The 16,088-nt window shown below is 58.8% G+C and carries 22 protein-coding genes and 2 pseudogenes; 8 read left to right on the top strand and 16 right to left on the bottom strand.

The window, feature by feature from the left end; all coding sequences use genetic code 11:
* Window positions 1–2,029 (bottom strand): annotated as a pseudogene (locus tag IQ16_RS43440) (Ulp1 family isopeptidase); the annotation flags it as partial.
* Window positions 2,030–2,676: 647 nt separating this feature from the next.
* Window positions 2,677–2,934 carry a hypothetical protein gene (locus IQ16_RS43430; protein ID WP_014498629.1) on the bottom strand — a complete coding sequence of 86 codons (258 nt, stop codon included), beginning with the start codon at window positions 2,932–2,934 and terminating at the stop codon, window positions 2,677–2,679.
* A 67-nt stretch (window positions 2,935–3,001) separates the two neighbouring features.
* On the opposite strand from IQ16_RS43430, the gene IQ16_RS43425 reads away from it, so the two are divergent.
* The 3 genes from IQ16_RS43425 (at window position 3,002) to IQ16_RS43415 (ending at window position 3,828) form a co-directional block, all read left to right on the top strand.
* Window positions 3,002–3,244: a helix-turn-helix domain-containing protein gene (locus IQ16_RS43425; protein ID WP_011090956.1), complete on the top strand. Its 243-nt coding sequence runs from the start codon at window positions 3,002–3,004 to the stop codon at window positions 3,242–3,244.
* Between the two features lie 114 nt (window positions 3,245–3,358).
* A complete protein-coding gene (locus IQ16_RS43420) occupies window positions 3,359–3,592 on the top strand; it encodes a helix-turn-helix transcriptional regulator (protein WP_223153795.1) in 234 nt (77 codons plus the stop codon).
* Window positions 3,589–3,828, top strand: a complete 240-nt coding sequence (locus tag IQ16_RS43415) for a hypothetical protein (RefSeq protein WP_016846398.1) — start codon at window positions 3,589–3,591, stop codon at window positions 3,826–3,828. Before IQ16_RS43420 ends, IQ16_RS43415 begins: the two co-directional genes overlap by 4 nt.
* A 70-nt stretch (window positions 3,829–3,898) precedes the next feature.
* On the opposite strand, the gene IQ16_RS43410 is transcribed toward IQ16_RS43415, so the two are convergent.
* Together IQ16_RS43410 and IQ16_RS43405 are read right to left on the bottom strand one after the other, a co-directional pair.
* Complete coding sequence (locus IQ16_RS43410; RefSeq protein WP_244636089.1) at window positions 3,899–4,075, bottom strand: hypothetical protein; 177 nt, start codon at window positions 4,073–4,075, stop codon at window positions 3,899–3,901.
* Between the two features lie 318 nt (window positions 4,076–4,393).
* Window positions 4,394–4,672 (bottom strand): hypothetical protein, encoded by a 279-nt coding sequence (locus IQ16_RS43405; protein ID WP_014498626.1) that lies wholly within the window; start codon window positions 4,670–4,672, stop codon window positions 4,394–4,396.
* Between the two features lie 307 nt (window positions 4,673–4,979).
* Between IQ16_RS43405 and IQ16_RS43400 the strand changes: the two genes are divergently transcribed.
* From IQ16_RS43400 to IQ16_RS43380, 3 genes are all read left to right on the top strand, one after another.
* Window positions 4,980–5,264, top strand: coding sequence for a DUF3892 domain-containing protein (locus tag IQ16_RS43400; RefSeq protein ID WP_011090958.1), 285 nt, complete (start codon window positions 4,980–4,982; stop codon window positions 5,262–5,264).
* A gap of 871 nt (window positions 5,265–6,135) precedes the next feature.
* Window positions 6,136–6,360 carry a hypothetical protein gene (locus IQ16_RS45425; protein ID WP_154694125.1) on the top strand — a complete coding sequence of 75 codons (225 nt, stop codon included), beginning with the start codon at window positions 6,136–6,138 and terminating at the stop codon, window positions 6,358–6,360.
* A gap of 554 nt (window positions 6,361–6,914) precedes the next feature.
* Window positions 6,915–7,142 carry a hypothetical protein gene (locus IQ16_RS43380; RefSeq protein ID WP_223153796.1) on the top strand — a complete coding sequence of 76 codons (228 nt, stop codon included), beginning with the start codon at window positions 6,915–6,917 and terminating at the stop codon, window positions 7,140–7,142.
* A gap of 385 nt (window positions 7,143–7,527) precedes the next feature.
* Here IQ16_RS43380 and IQ16_RS43375 read toward each other — a convergent pair whose 3' ends face one another.
* Together IQ16_RS43375 and IQ16_RS43370 are read right to left on the bottom strand one after the other, a co-directional pair.
* A complete protein-coding gene (locus IQ16_RS43375) occupies window positions 7,528–7,731 on the bottom strand; it encodes a cold-shock protein (RefSeq protein ID WP_011090960.1) in 204 nt (67 codons plus the stop codon).
* Between the two features lie 16 nt (window positions 7,732–7,747).
* Complete coding sequence (locus IQ16_RS43370; protein WP_011090961.1) at window positions 7,748–9,154, bottom strand: hypothetical protein; 1,407 nt, start codon at window positions 9,152–9,154, stop codon at window positions 7,748–7,750.
* Here IQ16_RS43370 and IQ16_RS43365 point away from each other — a divergent pair.
* On the top strand, window positions 9,066–9,311 hold the full coding sequence (locus IQ16_RS43365) for a DUF3892 domain-containing protein (protein ID WP_309248086.1): 246 nt from the start codon (window positions 9,066–9,068) through the stop codon (window positions 9,309–9,311). The two genes, IQ16_RS43370 and IQ16_RS43365, sit on opposite strands and share 89 nt — an antisense overlap.
* A gap of 3 nt (window positions 9,312–9,314) precedes the next feature.
* On the opposite strand, the gene IQ16_RS43360 is transcribed toward IQ16_RS43365, so the two are convergent.
* The 10 genes and pseudogenes from IQ16_RS43360 to IQ16_RS46240 all read right to left on the bottom strand — a co-directional run bounded on the left by IQ16_RS43360 (window position 9,315) and on the right by IQ16_RS46240 (window position 15,767).
* Window positions 9,315–9,680, bottom strand: coding sequence for a hypothetical protein (locus IQ16_RS43360; protein ID WP_014498622.1), 366 nt, complete (start codon window positions 9,678–9,680; stop codon window positions 9,315–9,317).
* A 101-nt stretch (window positions 9,681–9,781) separates the two neighbouring features.
* Window positions 9,782–10,272: pseudogene (locus tag IQ16_RS47135) on the bottom strand (HK97 family phage prohead protease).
* 196 nt (window positions 10,273–10,468) lie between these two features.
* On the bottom strand, window positions 10,469–11,017 hold the full coding sequence (locus IQ16_RS46245; RefSeq protein ID WP_223153797.1) for a hypothetical protein: 549 nt from the start codon (window positions 11,015–11,017) through the stop codon (window positions 10,469–10,471).
* Window positions 11,018–11,025: 8 nt separating this feature from the next.
* On the bottom strand, window positions 11,026–11,559 hold the full coding sequence (locus IQ16_RS43340; RefSeq protein ID WP_011090966.1) for a hypothetical protein: 534 nt from the start codon (window positions 11,557–11,559) through the stop codon (window positions 11,026–11,028).
* A 197-nt stretch (window positions 11,560–11,756) separates the two neighbouring features.
* The gene (locus tag IQ16_RS43335) at window positions 11,757–12,308 is read right to left on the bottom strand and encodes a hypothetical protein (RefSeq protein ID WP_014498619.1); all 552 of its coding nucleotides are present in this window, start codon (window positions 12,306–12,308) and stop codon (window positions 11,757–11,759) included.
* Between the two features lie 401 nt (window positions 12,309–12,709).
* The gene (locus IQ16_RS43330) at window positions 12,710–14,137 is read right to left on the bottom strand and encodes a phage/plasmid primase, P4 family (RefSeq protein ID WP_011090968.1); all 1,428 of its coding nucleotides are present in this window, start codon (window positions 14,135–14,137) and stop codon (window positions 12,710–12,712) included.
* 14 nt (window positions 14,138–14,151) lie between these two features.
* Window positions 14,152–14,487: a hypothetical protein gene (locus IQ16_RS43325; RefSeq protein WP_161536874.1), complete on the bottom strand. Its 336-nt coding sequence runs from the start codon at window positions 14,485–14,487 to the stop codon at window positions 14,152–14,154.
* Between the two features lie 13 nt (window positions 14,488–14,500).
* Window positions 14,501–15,172 carry a bifunctional DNA primase/polymerase gene (locus tag IQ16_RS43320; RefSeq protein WP_011090970.1) on the bottom strand — a complete coding sequence of 224 codons (672 nt, stop codon included), beginning with the start codon at window positions 15,170–15,172 and terminating at the stop codon, window positions 14,501–14,503.
* Window positions 15,156–15,374, bottom strand: coding sequence for a hypothetical protein (locus IQ16_RS43315; protein WP_129964954.1), 219 nt, complete (start codon window positions 15,372–15,374; stop codon window positions 15,156–15,158). The genes IQ16_RS43320 and IQ16_RS43315 overlap by 17 nt, the downstream gene beginning before the upstream one ends.
* Window positions 15,375–15,608: 234 nt before the next feature.
* Window positions 15,609–15,767 carry a hypothetical protein gene (locus IQ16_RS46240; protein WP_016846393.1) on the bottom strand — a complete coding sequence of 53 codons (159 nt, stop codon included), beginning with the start codon at window positions 15,765–15,767 and terminating at the stop codon, window positions 15,609–15,611.
* Between the two features lie 103 nt (window positions 15,768–15,870).
* On the opposite strand from IQ16_RS46240, the gene IQ16_RS43305 reads away from it, so the two are divergent.
* A partial coding sequence (locus IQ16_RS43305; protein WP_018648304.1) for an IS3 family transposase occupies window positions 15,871–16,088 on the top strand: 218 nt, incomplete at its 3' end.

The raw sequence follows: 16,088 nt of genomic DNA, 5'->3' as shown, positions 1-16,088 counted from the left end.
TCTTTGGATTACCCTCTCCGGTGAACTCGAGCACCTCACCGCCATCGGTCAGCGACTTATTGTCGAGCCGATCACGAATGCTCGGTTTTTCTTTTGCGAAAAGCCAACGGCTAAAGCTACGAAGAGAACCTCCGTGCTGCTCGGCAGCGGATTTGCTGAACCCGCCCTTGATGAGGGCCCTCTCAAGCCCCGAAATAAGGGGAGCATCCACGGAATAAAGAGGCTGCTTCCTCTTCCCTATCACAATCCAAGTTGACTGAGCCGACTGCGGCGCCGAGGACGACGGGCCGGGTTCATCCATCAGCCCCAAAAGCAAATCCTGATCATGGCCTTCCGCAGGAAGCAATTCCTCTGGCCAACTGCCACCCTTCTGCGACGCAATGTGCTGCGCAGCGGCGTCGCCGACCCGCCTCGACTCCCTCAGGGCCGCCTCTTCGGGATCAATATGGCGCTCGTGCTCCATCGCCTCAGCGCCGGCCTGCGATTTTCGGAGACGAGCCAGTGCGGCACCAATCCTGGAATCAGCACCGGCGACCTTCCTATAGCTCTCGACATCTCCATCAAACGACGTGCCGAGCCCAGCAGCAATGCCCGGCCTGTTGTTGTCACGCAGGTAGTCGCTGAAATTGCGAAGAGCAGTTGCATCCCTCTTGCCGGCATCTGTCGCTACTTCGTTTTTGTACTCTTTGATGAGTGCCGCGTCCTGGGGATAAGGATGCAACTCAGTGCGGCCTGCGATCGGCACGATTCCGCCCGTCGACCGCGAGGTCCTGAGATGGTCTATTGCCCTATGGAGTGTCGCGGGACGCTTTTCGAACAACTCGCGCGCATCAGCGGTCAGTGACTTTTCGTCGTCGAGCCGAGCAGCAATGGGATCTTTGTTATTTGCGTAGAGCCTCTGGCCAAAGCTGAGAAGAGTACGTACATGGTCCTTGGCGGTGCCTTCGGCGGCCCCGCCCTTGATGAGGGCCTTCTCAAGCCCCGAAATAAGGGCAGCATCCTCGGGATAAAGAGGCCGTCTCCTCCTCCCTCTCAAAATCCCAGTTGACTGAGTCGGCTGCGGCGCCGAGGACGACGCGCCGGGTTCGTCCATCGGCCCCAAAAGCAAATTCTGATCATGGCCTTCCGCAGGAAGCAATTCCTCTGGCCAACTGCCAGCTTTCTGCGACGAACTGTGCTGCGCAGCGGCGTCGCCGACCTGCCTCGACTCCTTCAGGGCCGCGTCTTCGGGATCAATATTGCGCTCGAGATCCATCGCCTTAGCGCCGGCCGACGATTTTCGGAGACGATCCAGCGCGACACCGATTTTCGAACGAAAAGCGGAGACTTTCTTATAGCTCTTAACATCTTCATTTAACAACTCGCCGCGAAGCCGACCAACAATACCCTTCTTGTTGTTGTCACGCAGGTAGTCGCTGAAATTGCGAAGAGCGGTTGCATCCCTCTTGCCCATCTCTGACGCTACTTCGTTTTGGTACTCTTTGATGAGTTCCGCGTCCTGCTGATAAGGATTTACCTCAACGTGGCGTGTGATCGGCACGACTTCGCCGGTCGACTGCGAATTTCGGAGATGACCTATTGCTGTAAGAAGTTTCCAGGGCTCACCCTCTCCGCTGAACTCGCGCGCATCTTGAGACAGCGATTTTTTGTCGTCGAGCCGAGCAGAGATGCCCTTTTTGTTATTTGCGGAGAGCCAATGGCCAAAGCCGCGAAGAACACGTAAATAGTTATTGGTGGTGCCTTTGGCGGCCCCGCCCTTCGTAAGGGCCTTCTCAAGCCCCGAGATAAGGCGAGCATCCTCGGAGTAAAGGATCTGATTGCACTGCCTCCCTATCAAAACCTCCGTTGATTGAGCCGGCTGCAGCGCAGCGGCGGCCGGCATTGCTCCACCACCCACACCTGAACTGCTGATCTCTCTCAATTGCCGCTCAAAGGTCGCCGCGGCTGCAGACGGAGCCGCGGGTGAGCTCTCTTGCGGACCCGTGCTGCCCGATTGTTCATGCACCGACTTGGTCAAGGGGAAATCCATCCGTCCTCTTCAAATATGAACCTGGGCTATCGATCTGACATGCCGGGCAATCAGCAACAAACCGCCCTTTACAGCGCCGGCAGGCACGCACCGTGAGCATCGGCAGCGGATGTTCTTCCAAGGGGATCAGCCCTGTATGTTTGTTAAACTTAAATGGGGAAGCTGTCGAGAACCTGATGACGACAATTGCCGCGCCAAGACAGCATGGCGCATGTGCCTGCGCGCTTCGCCGTCAACAGCCGATAGACCGAAGATTCAGAGACAAAATACTGCTCCTCATCGGTGAGGCGTACGGCCAGCTTTCGCGGCGAGGACTATCTCCAGCCAACATCTTTGTGAATCGACGCTGAACATTGACCCATCAAGCACTTGGGACGCCGATCGGCGTCCGGACCCCATATGGACCCCGCCCGATTGCAACGACCGACTTGATCAGGATCGACGGCCACAACTACTGACGTATATCCGGCTTCTTGATGCGGCTGGACAACGTCTTCGCCGCGAGCCTCGATGGTTTTCGCATGCTTCTGTGAATCGGCGCGGGGGTCCGACGCCGATCGGCGCCGGGGTCACTTTTCCGGCACTTGAAAAATCAAGACGTTAGCCCACGAGATAGACTGATTGAGGGGTCAAATTTCGATCCGCATTCACATACGATCGAGCCACTCCTGCTCGTAGGGCAATTCGTCGAGCAGCAGCAGGGCTTTCTTGCTCAGATCCCGCCAGTCTGCGGCGGGCGCCTCAAGGATCCTCTCCGCAATTCCGCATGCGGTGTGGGTCATCTCCTCAACGATCTCGCTGGGAAGCGGCCCACGGGCCAGGTCGGTCAATCGGCGATGGGTGTAGAGAAACTGCGAAAGGGTGGTGGGTCGTTCAGCGGACGGAAATGAGGCGGCTTGCAGCATTGGGCGGGTTCCTTTATTGTGCATCTATCACCTCTATGGTGACAAATGCACTATACAGGAATTAACCATGGTGACAAGTGCACAAATTAGGGCGGCGCGCGGTTTGTTGAACTGGACCGTTCGAGACCTTGCGGAGAAATCGGGTGTGCACAGAAACACCGTGACGAGGGTTGAGACCGACGCGACGGCACCGGGTCATTCGATAGCCGCCATCCGCGCCGCCCTCGAATCTGCCGGCGCCATCTTCCTGGCAGATGGTCAATCGATCGATGGCGGCCCTGGTGTGAGGCTGGCGAAACCGAAGGCCTAGCTGCCCACACCTATCGGGGCGCTTCGGCGCGTCCATAGGGATGTGGGTGCTGCCCTATTGTAAAGCCACACTCCCATTCCAGCGTGCGGCGGCAGCAACGATTCGGTGGCGCCCGTGTCGACCGTTGATCTCAACGCCCTCGCGACAGATCAGTATCTCAACGCCAAGCAAGTTCGCGAGCGCTACGGCAGCGTATCGAACACTTGGCTATTCCGGCGCATGCGCGATGCGGCCTTTCCGCAACCGTCGACGCGCCTCGGTGGCCGCACCAGGTTCTGGCTTCTATCCGAGTTATTGGAGTGGGAGCGGAGCAAGCTCCCTATTGACGCGGACAGCGTAGGCGAATGATGACCAAACGGTTCGCGATCCGCAGTGACGAACCAATCACGGTCGATACACTGGAGCGTTGCTTGGATTGTCTTGCGATCCTAATGGATCAGTCGCCACAAGGCGGTGAAGTCTATCTCCCGATCTTCGAGCGGCTTGAATCAGAGCTTGCCACTGCGAAAGCGAAGGAAGACATGATGGAGCGAGCGCGCGTTAGGGCCGCGCGGTTTATGCAAGAGCACTCGATTAAGAAGTAGCCGCTACGTCTTGGCTGACTTACGGAATTTTTCCGCATTCTCCGCAGCTACAGCTAAGGCCCGCGACAACTCAAGCGCCTGCTCCGACTGTCACTTGGAAGTGAACGCCGACAATGCTTGCAATGACGAGCGTGATTTCGTCGTCCATCTGCTCAACACAGATCGCCGCCGATTCATTTAGTTCGATCTCAGCAATTAGTTCGATCTCAGCAATACGTCCGATGAGATCATCCGGTTCATTCGTCATGGCTACAATCCATCCGGCGATTGGGCTCGCGACTGGCGTAGGGTCCGCTCGACAGCAATTCGAGCCCAGAGAACACGAACTGGTCAACTACAAGAATTTGTAGTCGCACACCTACCGCAGTGACCGGCATGATTGCGGACCGTCGCAGCGGAGGCCGCAGACGCAATTTCGGAGGGGGATGTGCCTGCGGCCTAGGGGGAACTGATGAGCGAAAGCTTTAGGGTTGGTTTCGCGATAGCCATCACGGCAGCCGTAGTCGCAGGGGCGTTTTTTGCTATCCGTTTTTTGATTGGCTTTTACGGATAGGATCTCGCCGCCCTACTTCCACCCGAACCTGTCGCAAATCGATGCGATGATTTTGTCGATCGCTATCGCGATGTTCTCATCAGCATATTTTCTGGCCAGGGCGGCAAGTGCGACTATCTGAATCAGAAAAATGCAGATGACGGCCACAAATCCTAAGTGGGGAAATGTGGCCAAATCAATTAGCGTAATGCGCGCGCATATCCAGTAGAATCGTTCCTCGCGGCGCTCATCGGCCTTTTGAGCCCAACAGTCCTGGGGGGGGCGCGGGGGCGACTCGGCGTCGCGAAACATGCGAAACGACGCTGTCCCTGCCACACCCGCGCCGCGGTGAAGTTAGCGGCCACGTGACTCGGCGCCTCCATACCGAAGAAGCGCTGTCCCTATCGCGCGCGCCACTAACTTCCGTGGTCAGCCTTACCGCCTTGAGCTGCAAAACTGACCGCCCCGCCCCCGAGGGGGGGCATCAACCCGCGGGGGGCCCTCGCGTTGTATCGGCGAAAAGCCTCCCGGGCCCCTACCAGGATTGGTTGGGCTGCCTGGGCCGCCACTGAACGCTAAACTGGTCACCCAGCCTTTGCAGCACGAAGGAGAGAGCCCTGTGGTTAAACTCGCACGCGTTCGCTGCATCAATAAGACCGACAGGATGAATCCCCACGAGAGGATTGAAAGTGTCGGAGGTGAATATTCAAACGGAAGTCAATGGAAGCAGTCTGTCGTTCAGACGATCAGAGACATTGAAAGCGGCGAATGGGAGTTCTATGTCGAAGAAGACGGACTCATGGCTGGCGTGGTCGTGGCCGAACACAACGGGCACAAATACATCAAGACAACGGCGGACGGCGTTCAGCCAGACAATCTTCTTTCACTGGCTGAGTGCCCGTGATCCCCACTAGCGACGGCCTCCACGGCTAAGACCCCCCTTCCGCGAGCTAACGCTTTTTCCTTCCGGCCGCCCTGCGCATCCCGACACGGAGCTTCAGGGCCGCCAGCGCGGCGGCGCTCGTCAAACGATTTGCGCTCGTTCCAATCGGCTACGGCGCGGAGACTCGCCGCACCGGCACCAGTGGAGATGGCCTGCTGCAGATGCGAATTGTTTATTCCCTCGGCCCGTTTCGGCTTCGATAAAGTGCGAGAAATTCTCGCACTTTCTCCAACGGCCATTTCTGCCTGCACCTGCTCCCAAATCTCCTTACGTCGCTTGATGTAAAACCTCTCGCACCTAGCCAACCACCGGACATTTGCGGAGAGCGAAGCCGTCTCTTTCCGGTGGACAGCCTTTGGTTGCGATAGCAACTTGGTCGTTTTTCAGGACGTGAGATTTGCTTATGCGCGATTAGCAACTGCCGTTTTCTCGCGTTTGCTCGGATTGCACCTCAAAGCGCGAACGAAGATCCTACCGCCGATTACTGTCATGCAGTGCGATTTTGACCGGTGCGTGATGCTGCTCTACATTTACACGGTCATAATGATCGAGTCGTGGCTCGATTTCTGGCTCGCGTCAGCCCAACGTCTCGCCCCAGCATGCTGCCCGTGCTGGGGTCTCTCTTTCGGAGACTGACTTGGAGTCCTGGCAGCCTGTCGGTCGTGATTGAAGCAAGACAGTCCGTCACCCTTTCGTCAGCTATCGCGAGCGCACCCAGTGCCTTTTATGACTAACCCGCACACCGCAAGCAGCGCGGGCGCGCTGGCGAAAGTCTCACAGGCATGCCACCCGAACCGGTTGGCACACACGCGGCTCTCCTAGAAGAGCGCGTATGCGTGCAGCGATCTTCCGCGCCTCCTTCGGCCCGAGGTTGGGTTTCAAGCTGTCGAGCCTCCTCGGCATTAGACGTCGCGATTTGGCGATCTGCTTGGCTCAAAGACTGATCGGCCGCGCTGGCCTGATTGGCTGCAAACACCGCAAGCGCTTGGGACCGCAGGGACGTGATTTGCTGCTCGAATATGTGCATCCATTGGCCTGTAGCTACCCTGTGTGGTGACGTCGCAAGCGATGGTGGCCAGCCTTCGCCCCTTGGATTGGCAGGGCTGGCCACCTTTGCTCCCGAGGGGCCCAAAATTCCCCCCTGGTGCCACCAAGGAGTATCGCTGAGAAGGACTGGAAGCACCTACCAGTACCAGTGGGTTGTCGCGCCCCCGCGTGCATGCCATATCAAAGTGCTCGGCCTGCAAATGTTCGAGCTGGCTCCGCTCATAGGAGTAACCGCCGTGCCTAGGACCGAAGTGGTAGCGGCAATCCAAGCATTCACGGACTACGTCCGTAGGCCAAGCCATACACCGGCAGAAGACACGTACGCGCCACAGCGAACTGAAGAACAGCTGGCCGATTGGCGATCCCGGGTTGAAGTTATCTGCTCAAAAATGGACGCGGTGGCGGATTGCCCTCTTTCGACCTTATCCGAATTCGAGGCGCTCAGACGCGAGATGGGGACAGATTTTCCCGCAACACCACCCGCTTTACTAAACCGTGTAGCGGACGCATTTTTACGCTGCGGGTCGGCGGATGCCGGCCCCTTAATCAGGACGGAGCCGGATGATGCCTAGCACATTCTCGCTGCACAAGATCGACGAAGCTATACGCGACCTCGAAGAAAAAGTTGCTCACGGTGCAGAAATCAGCCGCGAGGAGCTCGCGAGCGGCATTCTGCGGATTACGAAGCGTCTTCGAGATGAACTCGAAGCCGCGCTCAAGGTAATCGATAGCCTCAAGGATCACACCGGGCTCACGGTGGCAGCCGCGCGACCTAAACAGCGGGAACGTTAGCGGCCACGTGACTCGGTGCTTTGGGGTGGACCGATAAAGCGCTGTCCCTATCGCGCGCGCCACTAACTTCGCCCGGTCAGCCTCAAGGGAGGGAGAAGCTGACCGGGCAACGTATCCTCCGGACGAATGCCCTAGAGCAACTACCAGGATTGTGGGCGGTGACTTGGCAATCAGTCTCGGATCGCAGGCAGCGCCGTGGCGAGTCGCCATCGGCAACTTACTACCAAGGAAGGTACAGCGCGACGAACAGTACCAAGAGGATTAGAGCGCACGCCCACGCGAACAATAGCGCCTTATCCATCGGCCGATTCCGATCGATCTCCTCGGCCGCCCGCAGCGGCGTACCACTGCGGCCTTTCTGTTGAGCAACACAATGGGTGGTGCATCACTCGATTCGTAGATTTTCCGCCGACTCCTTTCCGCGATTTTTCACGATGTCGAAGCTGACTTTTGCGCCCTCTGCGAGCGAAGTAAAACCAGCCTTCTCAACCGCGGAGATGTGGACAAAGACGTCATTGCCGCCGGAATCCGGTTGAATGAACCCATACCCCTTTGTTGGGTTGAACCACTTCACTGTCCCAATTGCCACCTTACTTCTCCATTTTTCAAAAATGAAAAGTAGTGCGCGACTCCGACAAAAGAATGGCTTGTCGCGACGCGCGTCCGCAGGCCATACGGGTGGCACCGATCTTACATCCTCGCCAGGACGCTAAGCGCGTTCTGACCTGCCACGTTGATGTTGTTGGCGTTGGTGCCATCGCCCTGTTCGTTGGCTGAGAACACGTGCAAACCCAATAGTGGCGGAGCCGCGTACGCGGCTGCTCCACCGACCTGAGTAGTATTCGTCCGCCTGCAAGAACCCCCTGACCAATGAAAACGTTGGTCGCATCCACGCCAATACCGGAAACCGCGGCTGCTGAGTTCGTGACCAGACCAATGCGTGATGCATACGAAATCTGCGTCGCATCTTCGGCCAGCCCGAATACAGCCGACACCTGATTGCCTGCGGACGCTCTCGCCTGCCTCACGGTCGCGCTGGAATAGGTGTATGCGAGGCCGCTATCGATCGCCGCTGCGGATGCCGTCACGCGGTTATAGGCATTCCACACGCCGAGGTACCCAGCCACACCGCCAGACCCCGAACCGCCAAGAATCCAATCAAGTTGCGACGATGCATTGCTGCGCGTGGTGCCTCCGCGCCACGCTGCCGGCCCATTGGTGATGGCTTGATTGTTGAGCCAGATACCATTGACCTGGCCCAACGCCGTTCCAGCCGAGCGCACCGTGTCGCTTGTCCAGTCGGGACCGTGAGGCAGCCGCAGCGTACCGCTGTCGTTCCAGACAAACCAGTCATTGACCTTGCTGGCGCCGATCGCCGCGGGGTTCTTGGTGATGTCGGTCGTCGCGATCGACAACTCGGCAAATGTCGTCATCGTGAGTTTGGTGCCGTCATAGATTGGCACCTGATTGCCGTTGTAGAGCGCATAGTACAGCGTCGTTTTGGCGCTCTGCGTCGTCGTCATCACGGGCGTTGCGCTCACCAGGGTCAGGCGACCTTGCGGCGGAGACAGAACCCCGAGATTGCCACGTGACGTTTGAGCACTCGCCACGTCCGACAGATTGTTGGCGCTCGACAGATCACCAGCCCCAGGCTGGCCCACCACGTTGAAGTTCCAGTCCGCGAGCGTGCCGCTGCCGCCGGTCTTGTCGGACGTCATGGTCAGCGTCGTGCCGCTGTAGGTGACGAGGCCTTCCATCCAATTCGCCGTGTTCGCCGCCGAGCTAGCCCGCACGCGAGCGCCATTCTGATAGGCGAGGCCGGCCTGCGTGGTGAACGCTTTGGATCCGGTGCCGATAGCGAGCGACGTGGTCGAAGTGCCGCCATACGTGGGGGCGTTGGCCCCCGCAGCACCGGTTGAGCCCGTGGCGCCAGCATCCCCCTTCGACGCCAGCAATTGCCAGTATGTCGCATTCGGAGGCGTGTGGTTGGTGTGGCCGAGATCGGAGGTCATTCGATCGATCGAGAACGGGACCAATACATTCTTTACGTTGGTCGGCGGTAAGCGCGCGGACGTTGGCGTCGTTAGCGGCCCGAACGGAAAATATGTTCGAACTCACGCTGACGGCTACTACAACGATAACCTACTAGCTCTGCCGGAGTGTCCGTGAGTTTTAGTCAAGTAAATCGTCCGCCTCCTCTGCCGGCGCCCAACTGATCTTGCTCGCATCGGCCGGTGTCGCGCCCATACTGCTTAGGCACAGCCTCAGTAGGCTGAGCGATTTTGTACCCATCTCCGCGCCGCTTTGCAGGCGAGCGCGCAAGACTGATGCGATGGAGACAAGACAACGGTGAGATGCATTGAGCCATGGCAACTCGCTGGCGAATTCACGCCATGCATTGGCCTGTTGCTCGTTTAGCCAAGTGGGTGGAGCGCCGATTTCGGCACCGGTTGGATCGTTGCGTTTATAGCGGCCAGCATTGATGATGTGCCGGCCTTCAACCAGCGCCTTGGCGGCCGGCTTTCTTGGTCGTGGCATTTTGCCCCTGGGGGTCCGAATTGCAGATGCGCGTGAAATGGGGGGCCGCCGGTAGCTAGTGGCGGCAGTGGGAGGGATCTGACCCACCCCTCCCCCTGCGCTTAAAGGATGCCGCGGGCCCGCATCTTCGCTTCAACGCGCCGTCGTGCTGCCTGGTTGTTGCTGGATGCTCGACTGATCTGAGCTGAGGTGTCCTTGCCGTAGGCTCCCCACAGGACCAAGCTGATCTCGAAAAGTTTGGCCTCGGTGATGAGGCGCTTCGGAATGTCGCCACCGTCGTCCCACTCCTCGACAACTGGAGTAAACGACACGCTCACCTCGTTGACAGTGCCAAGGCCTCCTGCCCTAAAGGCGCATCAGGATGCGGCTCTAACGAGTAGTAGAGTCCGACGTTATCCGAACGTAGTTTGAGGGTGCCGTTGCTGATGCGCCCCAGAGGCCTGCTGACATCATGACTGCAAAGCGCGGCGACGTCTGGATTTTGCGCGATGTGCTTGTCGAATGCGCCGCGCGCGAAGCGTTCCTCGAAGAGCCCCGCGATGATGGCCGGCCGATTCCAGGAAATCGCGAATCCTGAGATGGTTTCAGCCATTGCGTTGCGTCACCCGCAATCGTTTCTCGCGTTTCGCTTGCATCAACTTGCGCGCAATCACGGCTGGTGAGTCCGAGCACTCGGAGTGTCGGCTTTCGCCAGGCATCTTTACACGGCGCCGAACTGGCTTTCGGTCGGCCACATCGGAAGTGCGTTCGGATCCCTTAGACATTGTGGCCCGCCTCCTTCACTTCCTTCAAAAAGTAAAAAGCGCGGCCTTCGCGCCGATCGCCCAAGAAGTGCGCGCGCACTGGCCGCAGATAACCGAGGCGCACATCCTCGCGCTCCAGATCGTCCAGCAGCGCGTCGTGCTTTTCTCGGGCTTGGCTGCTTCCAACGCGCGAGCGGCCTCACATACCGCACCCAAACGGCGCTGGTACTCTGGCATCACGGTGAAGCACACGAGCTTGGAGGCTACGTTCCGCGCTTCGTCTGTGCGCCTATGCAGGACCTCCCGCGCTGACTCGATGTTTGCTATCTCCGTGGTGACTTCGCGGAGCTGCCGCGACAGATCGGCAATGCTGTCAGTAGGATCGTCACCAAGCAGCGCGGCCACGCCGGGCGAGATATGTTTCCCAAAAGCCGCCCTGCCCGCCTCGATCTTACCGCGCAGTTTCGAGCGCTCGCTGTTGAGCTTAGAGTCTCTCTGCTCCAATTCCACGCGTTTCGCGATCAGGTCGGCGTACGAGCTGTCGGCCTCCGCGAGGCTGGGGACGCGGAATTCGTCGGTGGTCTTCGTCTTCAACGGAGCCATTAGGCAACAACCTTTCCAAACAATGCATCAATGATACCGGCCACAGCGGCGACGTTGATGGTGACTGACTTGTGATGGCCATTGGATTGCCAGTGAGCGCAATGAGCGCCCGGCTGACTGAAGCGACTGACCGACCCATCAGGTTTGTGAATCGCGACGGCTCTACAATTGCAGGATACGGCAACCTGAGATTTTCGCGCCTCCGCGACGCCAGTGCGTGCGTCCTCGACCAAAATCGCAACAGCGATCGGCGCGTTGGGAATCGACTGCGGGGCCCCATCCAGGTTGACACTACCGGGTGTCATCGCGTGGTAGGCGCGGACCGCGTCAACAGCGGTGTGCAACTCGGTGTCAGAGGCGAGCGCAACAACGAGGTCGAGAACATTGTCCTCGTCTAGCTCAGGCGCAACGCCCGGTGCGCCGGAAGGCAAGATTCCGGCTTCCTGCAAACGCCTGGCGATTCCGGTGCTTCGCGAGCGCGGGAAATCAAGATGACGCTCGATCGCGTCGAGCACGTGATTCCAAGTGGCCATTGGGGCCGCTCTCCTTTCAGGATTGGAAATTGCGATTGGAGGGTTAAATAAAACGCCGCATGCAGCGGCTTCGCGGCTCAGGGCCGGGAAAAAGTGGCGACGCCGGGTGGTGGCCAGCGCGCCGAGTGCACGTCACGTCAGACCACAAATCGTGGTCTTCAAGGTGATACGTTCCCAACTATGGCGAAAACTGGATTTTAAGCCGCCAGCGCGATTTTCCTCCGGCGCGGCCTGTTCCTGCGAATGTCGGGCTCATTATCATTGGCCACCTGCGTCAGGAATCGCTTGGCGTCGATTGCCCGGATCATGGCGTCCTCAACGGCACCGAATTGCATGAGCCGAATGCCGCTTGTCGCCGGGGCGGTGCGGCCCGCAAGAAATTCAGCGCCCTCCGCAACTGCATGCGACCACCTGGAGTACGGTGCGCCCACGTCCTGCTGCCAATCCAGTAGCTCTGGCCTGGCGGGCTTGCCGGGCTTGTTGGGGGTGGCCGCCTGTTTGGTGCGGCGCTTGCCTTTGCTCTGGCGATATTGCTCGGCAGTTGAATGCCATCGCCCGTCCAAACCAAACCACTTGGACATATCCGCATTAAACGTCGCCCTCGCCGCCGCATCCAATTGCCAGCCATGGGCCGGCCCCATACCGGGGAAGCGGCGGTGTAGAATGCGGTTCAGCTCGCCAGGGCGCGGGCGGACCTCGGTAACATGGTCGGCTGCTATGGGTTGGTCGTTGTCGTTTGCGTGTTGCATTGGTTGTCTCTCGTGACGAGCGTACCTGACCGCTTCTGCGGTCTTGTGCGTCGGCATCTGCGTGCCGATCGAATAATCAAACAATCAAAAAAAGTTATACGTAACTCGGCCACTGGTTCGGGCGGCTCGCGGGATCCAAGGGATTTGCTATATCCCCGCCCCATGTTTTGGTTTTCATTTTGCACTCGGAGATGTTTTCCTGGGGGCGCGGGTCCCTATGTGAACGGCGGGAGAGATCAGCTAGACCCCGCCGCCGTGCGCGGTGTGCGCGATGTGCGTGATTTTCACGTATGACTCTCTACACGCGCGCGCGAAGCGCCTATAATGGAAAAATCGCGCACATGTCGCACACGTAGCACCGACCATTGAAATCATTTCGTTTTCCCGTGCGCGATCCGTGCTCAATCGCGCACGCTAGGTTCTTTCTCGGCCTGCCTAAGCAGTTGCAGTCCGATATAGAGTTGTCCGCCGCGTACCCTTTGCCCCTTCTTGAAGCCACTCTTGGTCAGCGACTGGACAAATCCCTTCTGGCTTCCGGGGCGCTCGCCAGATGCTTCAGCATAATCGGTCCACGATTTGAACAGATCCGCGACGAAGTCTGAGATGCTACGATTGTCCGGCTCAACTCGGCAAGCATCCTTCAGCCACTGGCCGAACGTGTCTTGCTCGGCAAAATACGTTTCGGTCGCCTCAACAATAGATGCAGGTCGCACCAAACCATTGCGCTGCCAGTCCCGGCACCCATCAACCATCCACCGCAGAATGGCGGGCGCCTCACCGCGAAGCTTTGCTTCAAGTTCACGATCCGGCTTCGTCGGCTTTCGCGTGAACGGCACGATGTTGAATCGCCGCCGGGCTGCGGCGTCGACGCTATGCAGTGCTGGCTGGTGGTTTCCAACCACAAACAGTTTGAATTGCGGCTGGAACGTAAAGAAGTCCTGCCTCATAAAGCGCGCTGAAATCGCATCGCCGCCCGTCATCTGTTTTATTCGCGACTCGGCCCAAGCCCTGCCCTCCTCTGTCTCGCTGGCGCTGACTAGACGCGCACCGCGCAACATCGCCAAGTCTGTCGGGTGTCTGTCACTGCGGCTGGCAACGAACGTGTCCATTGACGCCGTAGTCGCATAATCGTGCAGAATATAGCTAGTGGTGTTGAGAAAAACCGATTTCCCATTACCGCCGTCGCCATGCACAAAGACAAGTGCATGTTCGCGCGTGTCGCCCGTAAGGCAGTAGCCGCACCACTGCTGCAGAAAGCGGATCATTTCACCGTCGCCGCCAGTCGCGTCTTGAAGAAATCGCAACCAAAGTGGACAGTCTGCCTGGGCAGACGGCGCGGTGGACGTTAGTTTGGTAATGCCATCTGCAGGGTCGGCAGCGCGCATTTTCCCTGTACGCAGATCAACGGTGCCGTCTGGCGTTCCGAGCAGAAACGGGTCGCGGTCCCAAGCCTCGATCGTGACGGCGAAGGTTGGGTCATTGCGAGCGAACCCCTCGACTCCTGAAGCGAATGAACGCTTTCGTATAGTCGCGAGCGCCTTCGGAGACAGGCCCTGTGACATATCGCGGGCCATCACCCTAACATGGTGAGCCGCAAGGCCGACTTCGTTCCTGCGCCAGTACGAACCATCCCATTCAAACCACGCGCCAGTGGAGTGGCAGAAGCGCAGCGTGTCTCGATAGGTGCTCGCGAATATATACGCAACACTATCCTCGGTTACCGAAGTGCCGGGATTAGATGCGGGTTTGTTGTCGTTGGCTGCGACAGGCTCCTCATCGCGGGCTTCAACGGTTGAATTGGACGCGTCGGTTTTAATTGCATTTTGCATTCAGCAATCGCCCTTCAGGACAAAGTTGATGTTGATCGACGCGCTGCGGCACGCCTGGCGGGTTGAGTAAGAAGACGAGCAACGCTGACTGGCTTGGTGTCATCGCCGCCGCCAACTCGTTTACGCAGCCACTCGGCGGCCTCTGACGCGGACATGCTGAGGCTGACTGAAACCATGTTGATCGGCGAGTAGCCGGCGTTTCCAGCCGAATAATCGACAATACCACTGGGCTGGATATTCAGCGCGCGGCCTCGCTTCTTCACCTTCGAGTTGATCGAGGGGCGGAAGGATGCAACAGCGTGGAAGCCGCCCTGGTACTTGCGCAGATCTTCGAGTCCAAGCTCCGGCACCCATGCATCGAGGCTAGCCAACGCGCGGCGTTGATGTGTCAGCCCACGGGTGGTCACTATCGACTACCACCGGGCCGCGGTCACTGGCTTTGCTGGCTGGCTTAATCAGCGTCCCGCGCTCGGCGAAGTACGCCTCCGCCCGAGCCAACAATTCGTCGATCGCCTCTGGTGTGATTTCCGGAAGCTCGGCCAACGGTGTTTCGGCCGGCGAACCGTTGAACCATTCGTAAGGTCGGCCCGTATCGGGATGCGTTCCGAACGCCACGAATTGCGTGCGTTCACCAAACGCCTCGACCTGACACTTGGCGCCGTTGATCAGGTAGGCGCCTGTTGCGCGCTTCTCGCGAGGCTCGGTGGCGCGGAATGCGAACAGGGTCTTCGGTGCCTTGCCCATCCGATACGGCGCTCTGTCCGACCCCGGCAACTCCATCACCATCGCGCGGATAGCGTCGGCAGTCTCAGCGTCCGGCGTGTCGACATCAAGCCCCACAAGTTCGCCGCAGAGCAGACCCGTATTTGTGGCGTCCGGATAGTTGCGAGCGATGCCTTCCATTTGCGCAGCGGACCACCGCGAGCGCTGCCAGTTACCCATGACAGCGGCTTTGCCACTACACGCGACGGGACGGTATCCGTAAGCAATAAGGCTGCGACGAAGGTGGATAATGCGCTTAAGCGTGGCCCGCATGTTGGCAATCGCCCTCTAAAACGAGAGATGAAATTGATTCGACCATCGCGGGCGAAAGCGCAGCCCCGCGCGCGTAAGCTCGATGCGATCCATCGGCCGCACGCACAATGCGCACGCCGAACAACTTCACCCCTTCGCAGACTTCGACGTCCGCAAGGGCAACGTCAGCACCGAGCGGCGAATGAGTGGCGAGGATTTTCATATTCCGGGTCTCCCTCGATCAGAAGCTTAGTCAGTTGCCGGTCGACCTGAACCGGATCGTAATACAGGTTGAACGAGCCGGGGATCTTGACCGGCTCTCTGAAGTTGTGGTGGAAATTGAGTTGTGGCTGCACACAATTCCTCCGTTCGTAGTGTGTGATGAGTAGTGAGATTTTTCGGGCGTGACACTAAAGGTCGCGCTGCAGATATTTGGCGGGCGACGCGGGGCTGTTGTTCACGCAGCTACCTTGGACTTGCCGTTATCGTTTGCGCCGCGGGCAGCAAGCCGCCGCCGCGCGCGTGTCATCACGTCATCCTTCGACTGCATAGCGGCAAGCTCCCGCTCCAGGCGTTCGACGTAGGGCGCGAAGCCCGGCCGGTCGTGCAGCACCATCACCTCGGCGATGAGAGAGCTGGCCTCGCAAATTCGGACAGTAGCTTGAGTGGATTTTCTGCCTGACAGCGGCGAGGATTCTTGCTGCGAATCAGGAGCGAAGATGACGAAGAAGAGCCGCCGGACGCATTCTCCGGCATTCAAGGCGAAGGTTGCTTTGGCTGCGGTCAAAGGAGACAAGACACTGGCGGAGCTGGCGCAACTGTTTGATGTTCATCCGAACCAGATCACGATCTGGAAAAACCAGCTCCTGGAAGGCGCCGCCGGCGTGTTTGGGCATGACAAGACATCGGCCGAGACGCCGGTCGATTTGAAGGCGTT

Origin of the sequence: Bradyrhizobium huanghuaihaiense, from assembly GCF_007830635.1 — a bacterium.
Classification (GTDB): domain Bacteria; phylum Pseudomonadota; class Alphaproteobacteria; order Rhizobiales; family Xanthobacteraceae; genus Bradyrhizobium; species Bradyrhizobium huanghuaihaiense.
This window is presented reverse-complemented; position numbering and strand designations above follow the sequence as displayed.

What these genes read in the sequence shown, in the direction of transcription:
- IQ16_RS43360 (WP_014498622.1), bottom strand. Translation starts at nt 9,680, where the DNA reads ATGCCACGACCAAGAAAGCCGGCCGCCAAGGCGCTGGTTGAAGGCCGG.
- IQ16_RS45425 (WP_154694125.1), top strand. Translation starts at nt 6,136, where the DNA reads ATGCGTGCAGCGATCTTCCGCGCCTCCTTCGGCCCGAGGTTGGGTTTC.
- IQ16_RS43430 (WP_014498629.1), bottom strand. Translation starts at nt 2,934, where the DNA reads ATGCTGCAAGCCGCCTCATTTCCGTCCGCTGAACGACCCACCACCCTT.
- IQ16_RS43335 (WP_014498619.1), bottom strand. Translation starts at nt 12,308, where the DNA reads ATGCAACACGCAAACGACAACGACCAACCCATAGCAGCCGACCATGTT.
- IQ16_RS43405 (WP_014498626.1), bottom strand. Translation starts at nt 4,672, where the DNA reads ATGTTTCGCGACGCCGAGTCGCCCCCGCGCCCCCCCCAGGACTGTTGG.
- IQ16_RS43370 (WP_011090961.1), bottom strand. Translation starts at nt 9,154, where the DNA reads ATGACCTCCGATCTCGGCCACACCAACCACACGCCTCCGAATGCGACA.
- IQ16_RS43380 (WP_223153796.1), top strand. Translation starts at nt 6,915, where the DNA reads ATGCCTAGCACATTCTCGCTGCACAAGATCGACGAAGCTATACGCGAC.
- IQ16_RS43410 (WP_244636089.1), bottom strand. Translation starts at nt 4,075, where the DNA reads ATGACGAATGAACCGGATGATCTCATCGGACGTATTGCTGAGATCGAA.
- IQ16_RS43340 (WP_011090966.1), bottom strand. Translation starts at nt 11,559, where the DNA reads ATGGCCACTTGGAATCACGTGCTCGACGCGATCGAGCGTCATCTTGAT.
- IQ16_RS46240 (WP_016846393.1), bottom strand. Translation starts at nt 15,767, where the DNA reads ATGGTGCTGCACGACCGGCCGGGCTTCGCGCCCTACGTCGAACGCCTG.
- IQ16_RS43320 (WP_011090970.1), bottom strand. Translation starts at nt 15,172, where the DNA reads ATGCGGGCCACGCTTAAGCGCATTATCCACCTTCGTCGCAGCCTTATT.
- IQ16_RS43330 (WP_011090968.1), bottom strand. Translation starts at nt 14,137, where the DNA reads ATGCAAAATGCAATTAAAACCGACGCGTCCAATTCAACCGTTGAAGCC.
- IQ16_RS43315 (WP_129964954.1), bottom strand. Translation starts at nt 15,374, where the DNA reads ATGAAAATCCTCGCCACTCATTCGCCGCTCGGTGCTGACGTTGCCCTT.
- IQ16_RS43415 (WP_016846398.1), top strand. Translation starts at nt 3,589, where the DNA reads ATGATGACCAAACGGTTCGCGATCCGCAGTGACGAACCAATCACGGTC.
- IQ16_RS43425 (WP_011090956.1), top strand. Translation starts at nt 3,002, where the DNA reads ATGGTGACAAGTGCACAAATTAGGGCGGCGCGCGGTTTGTTGAACTGG.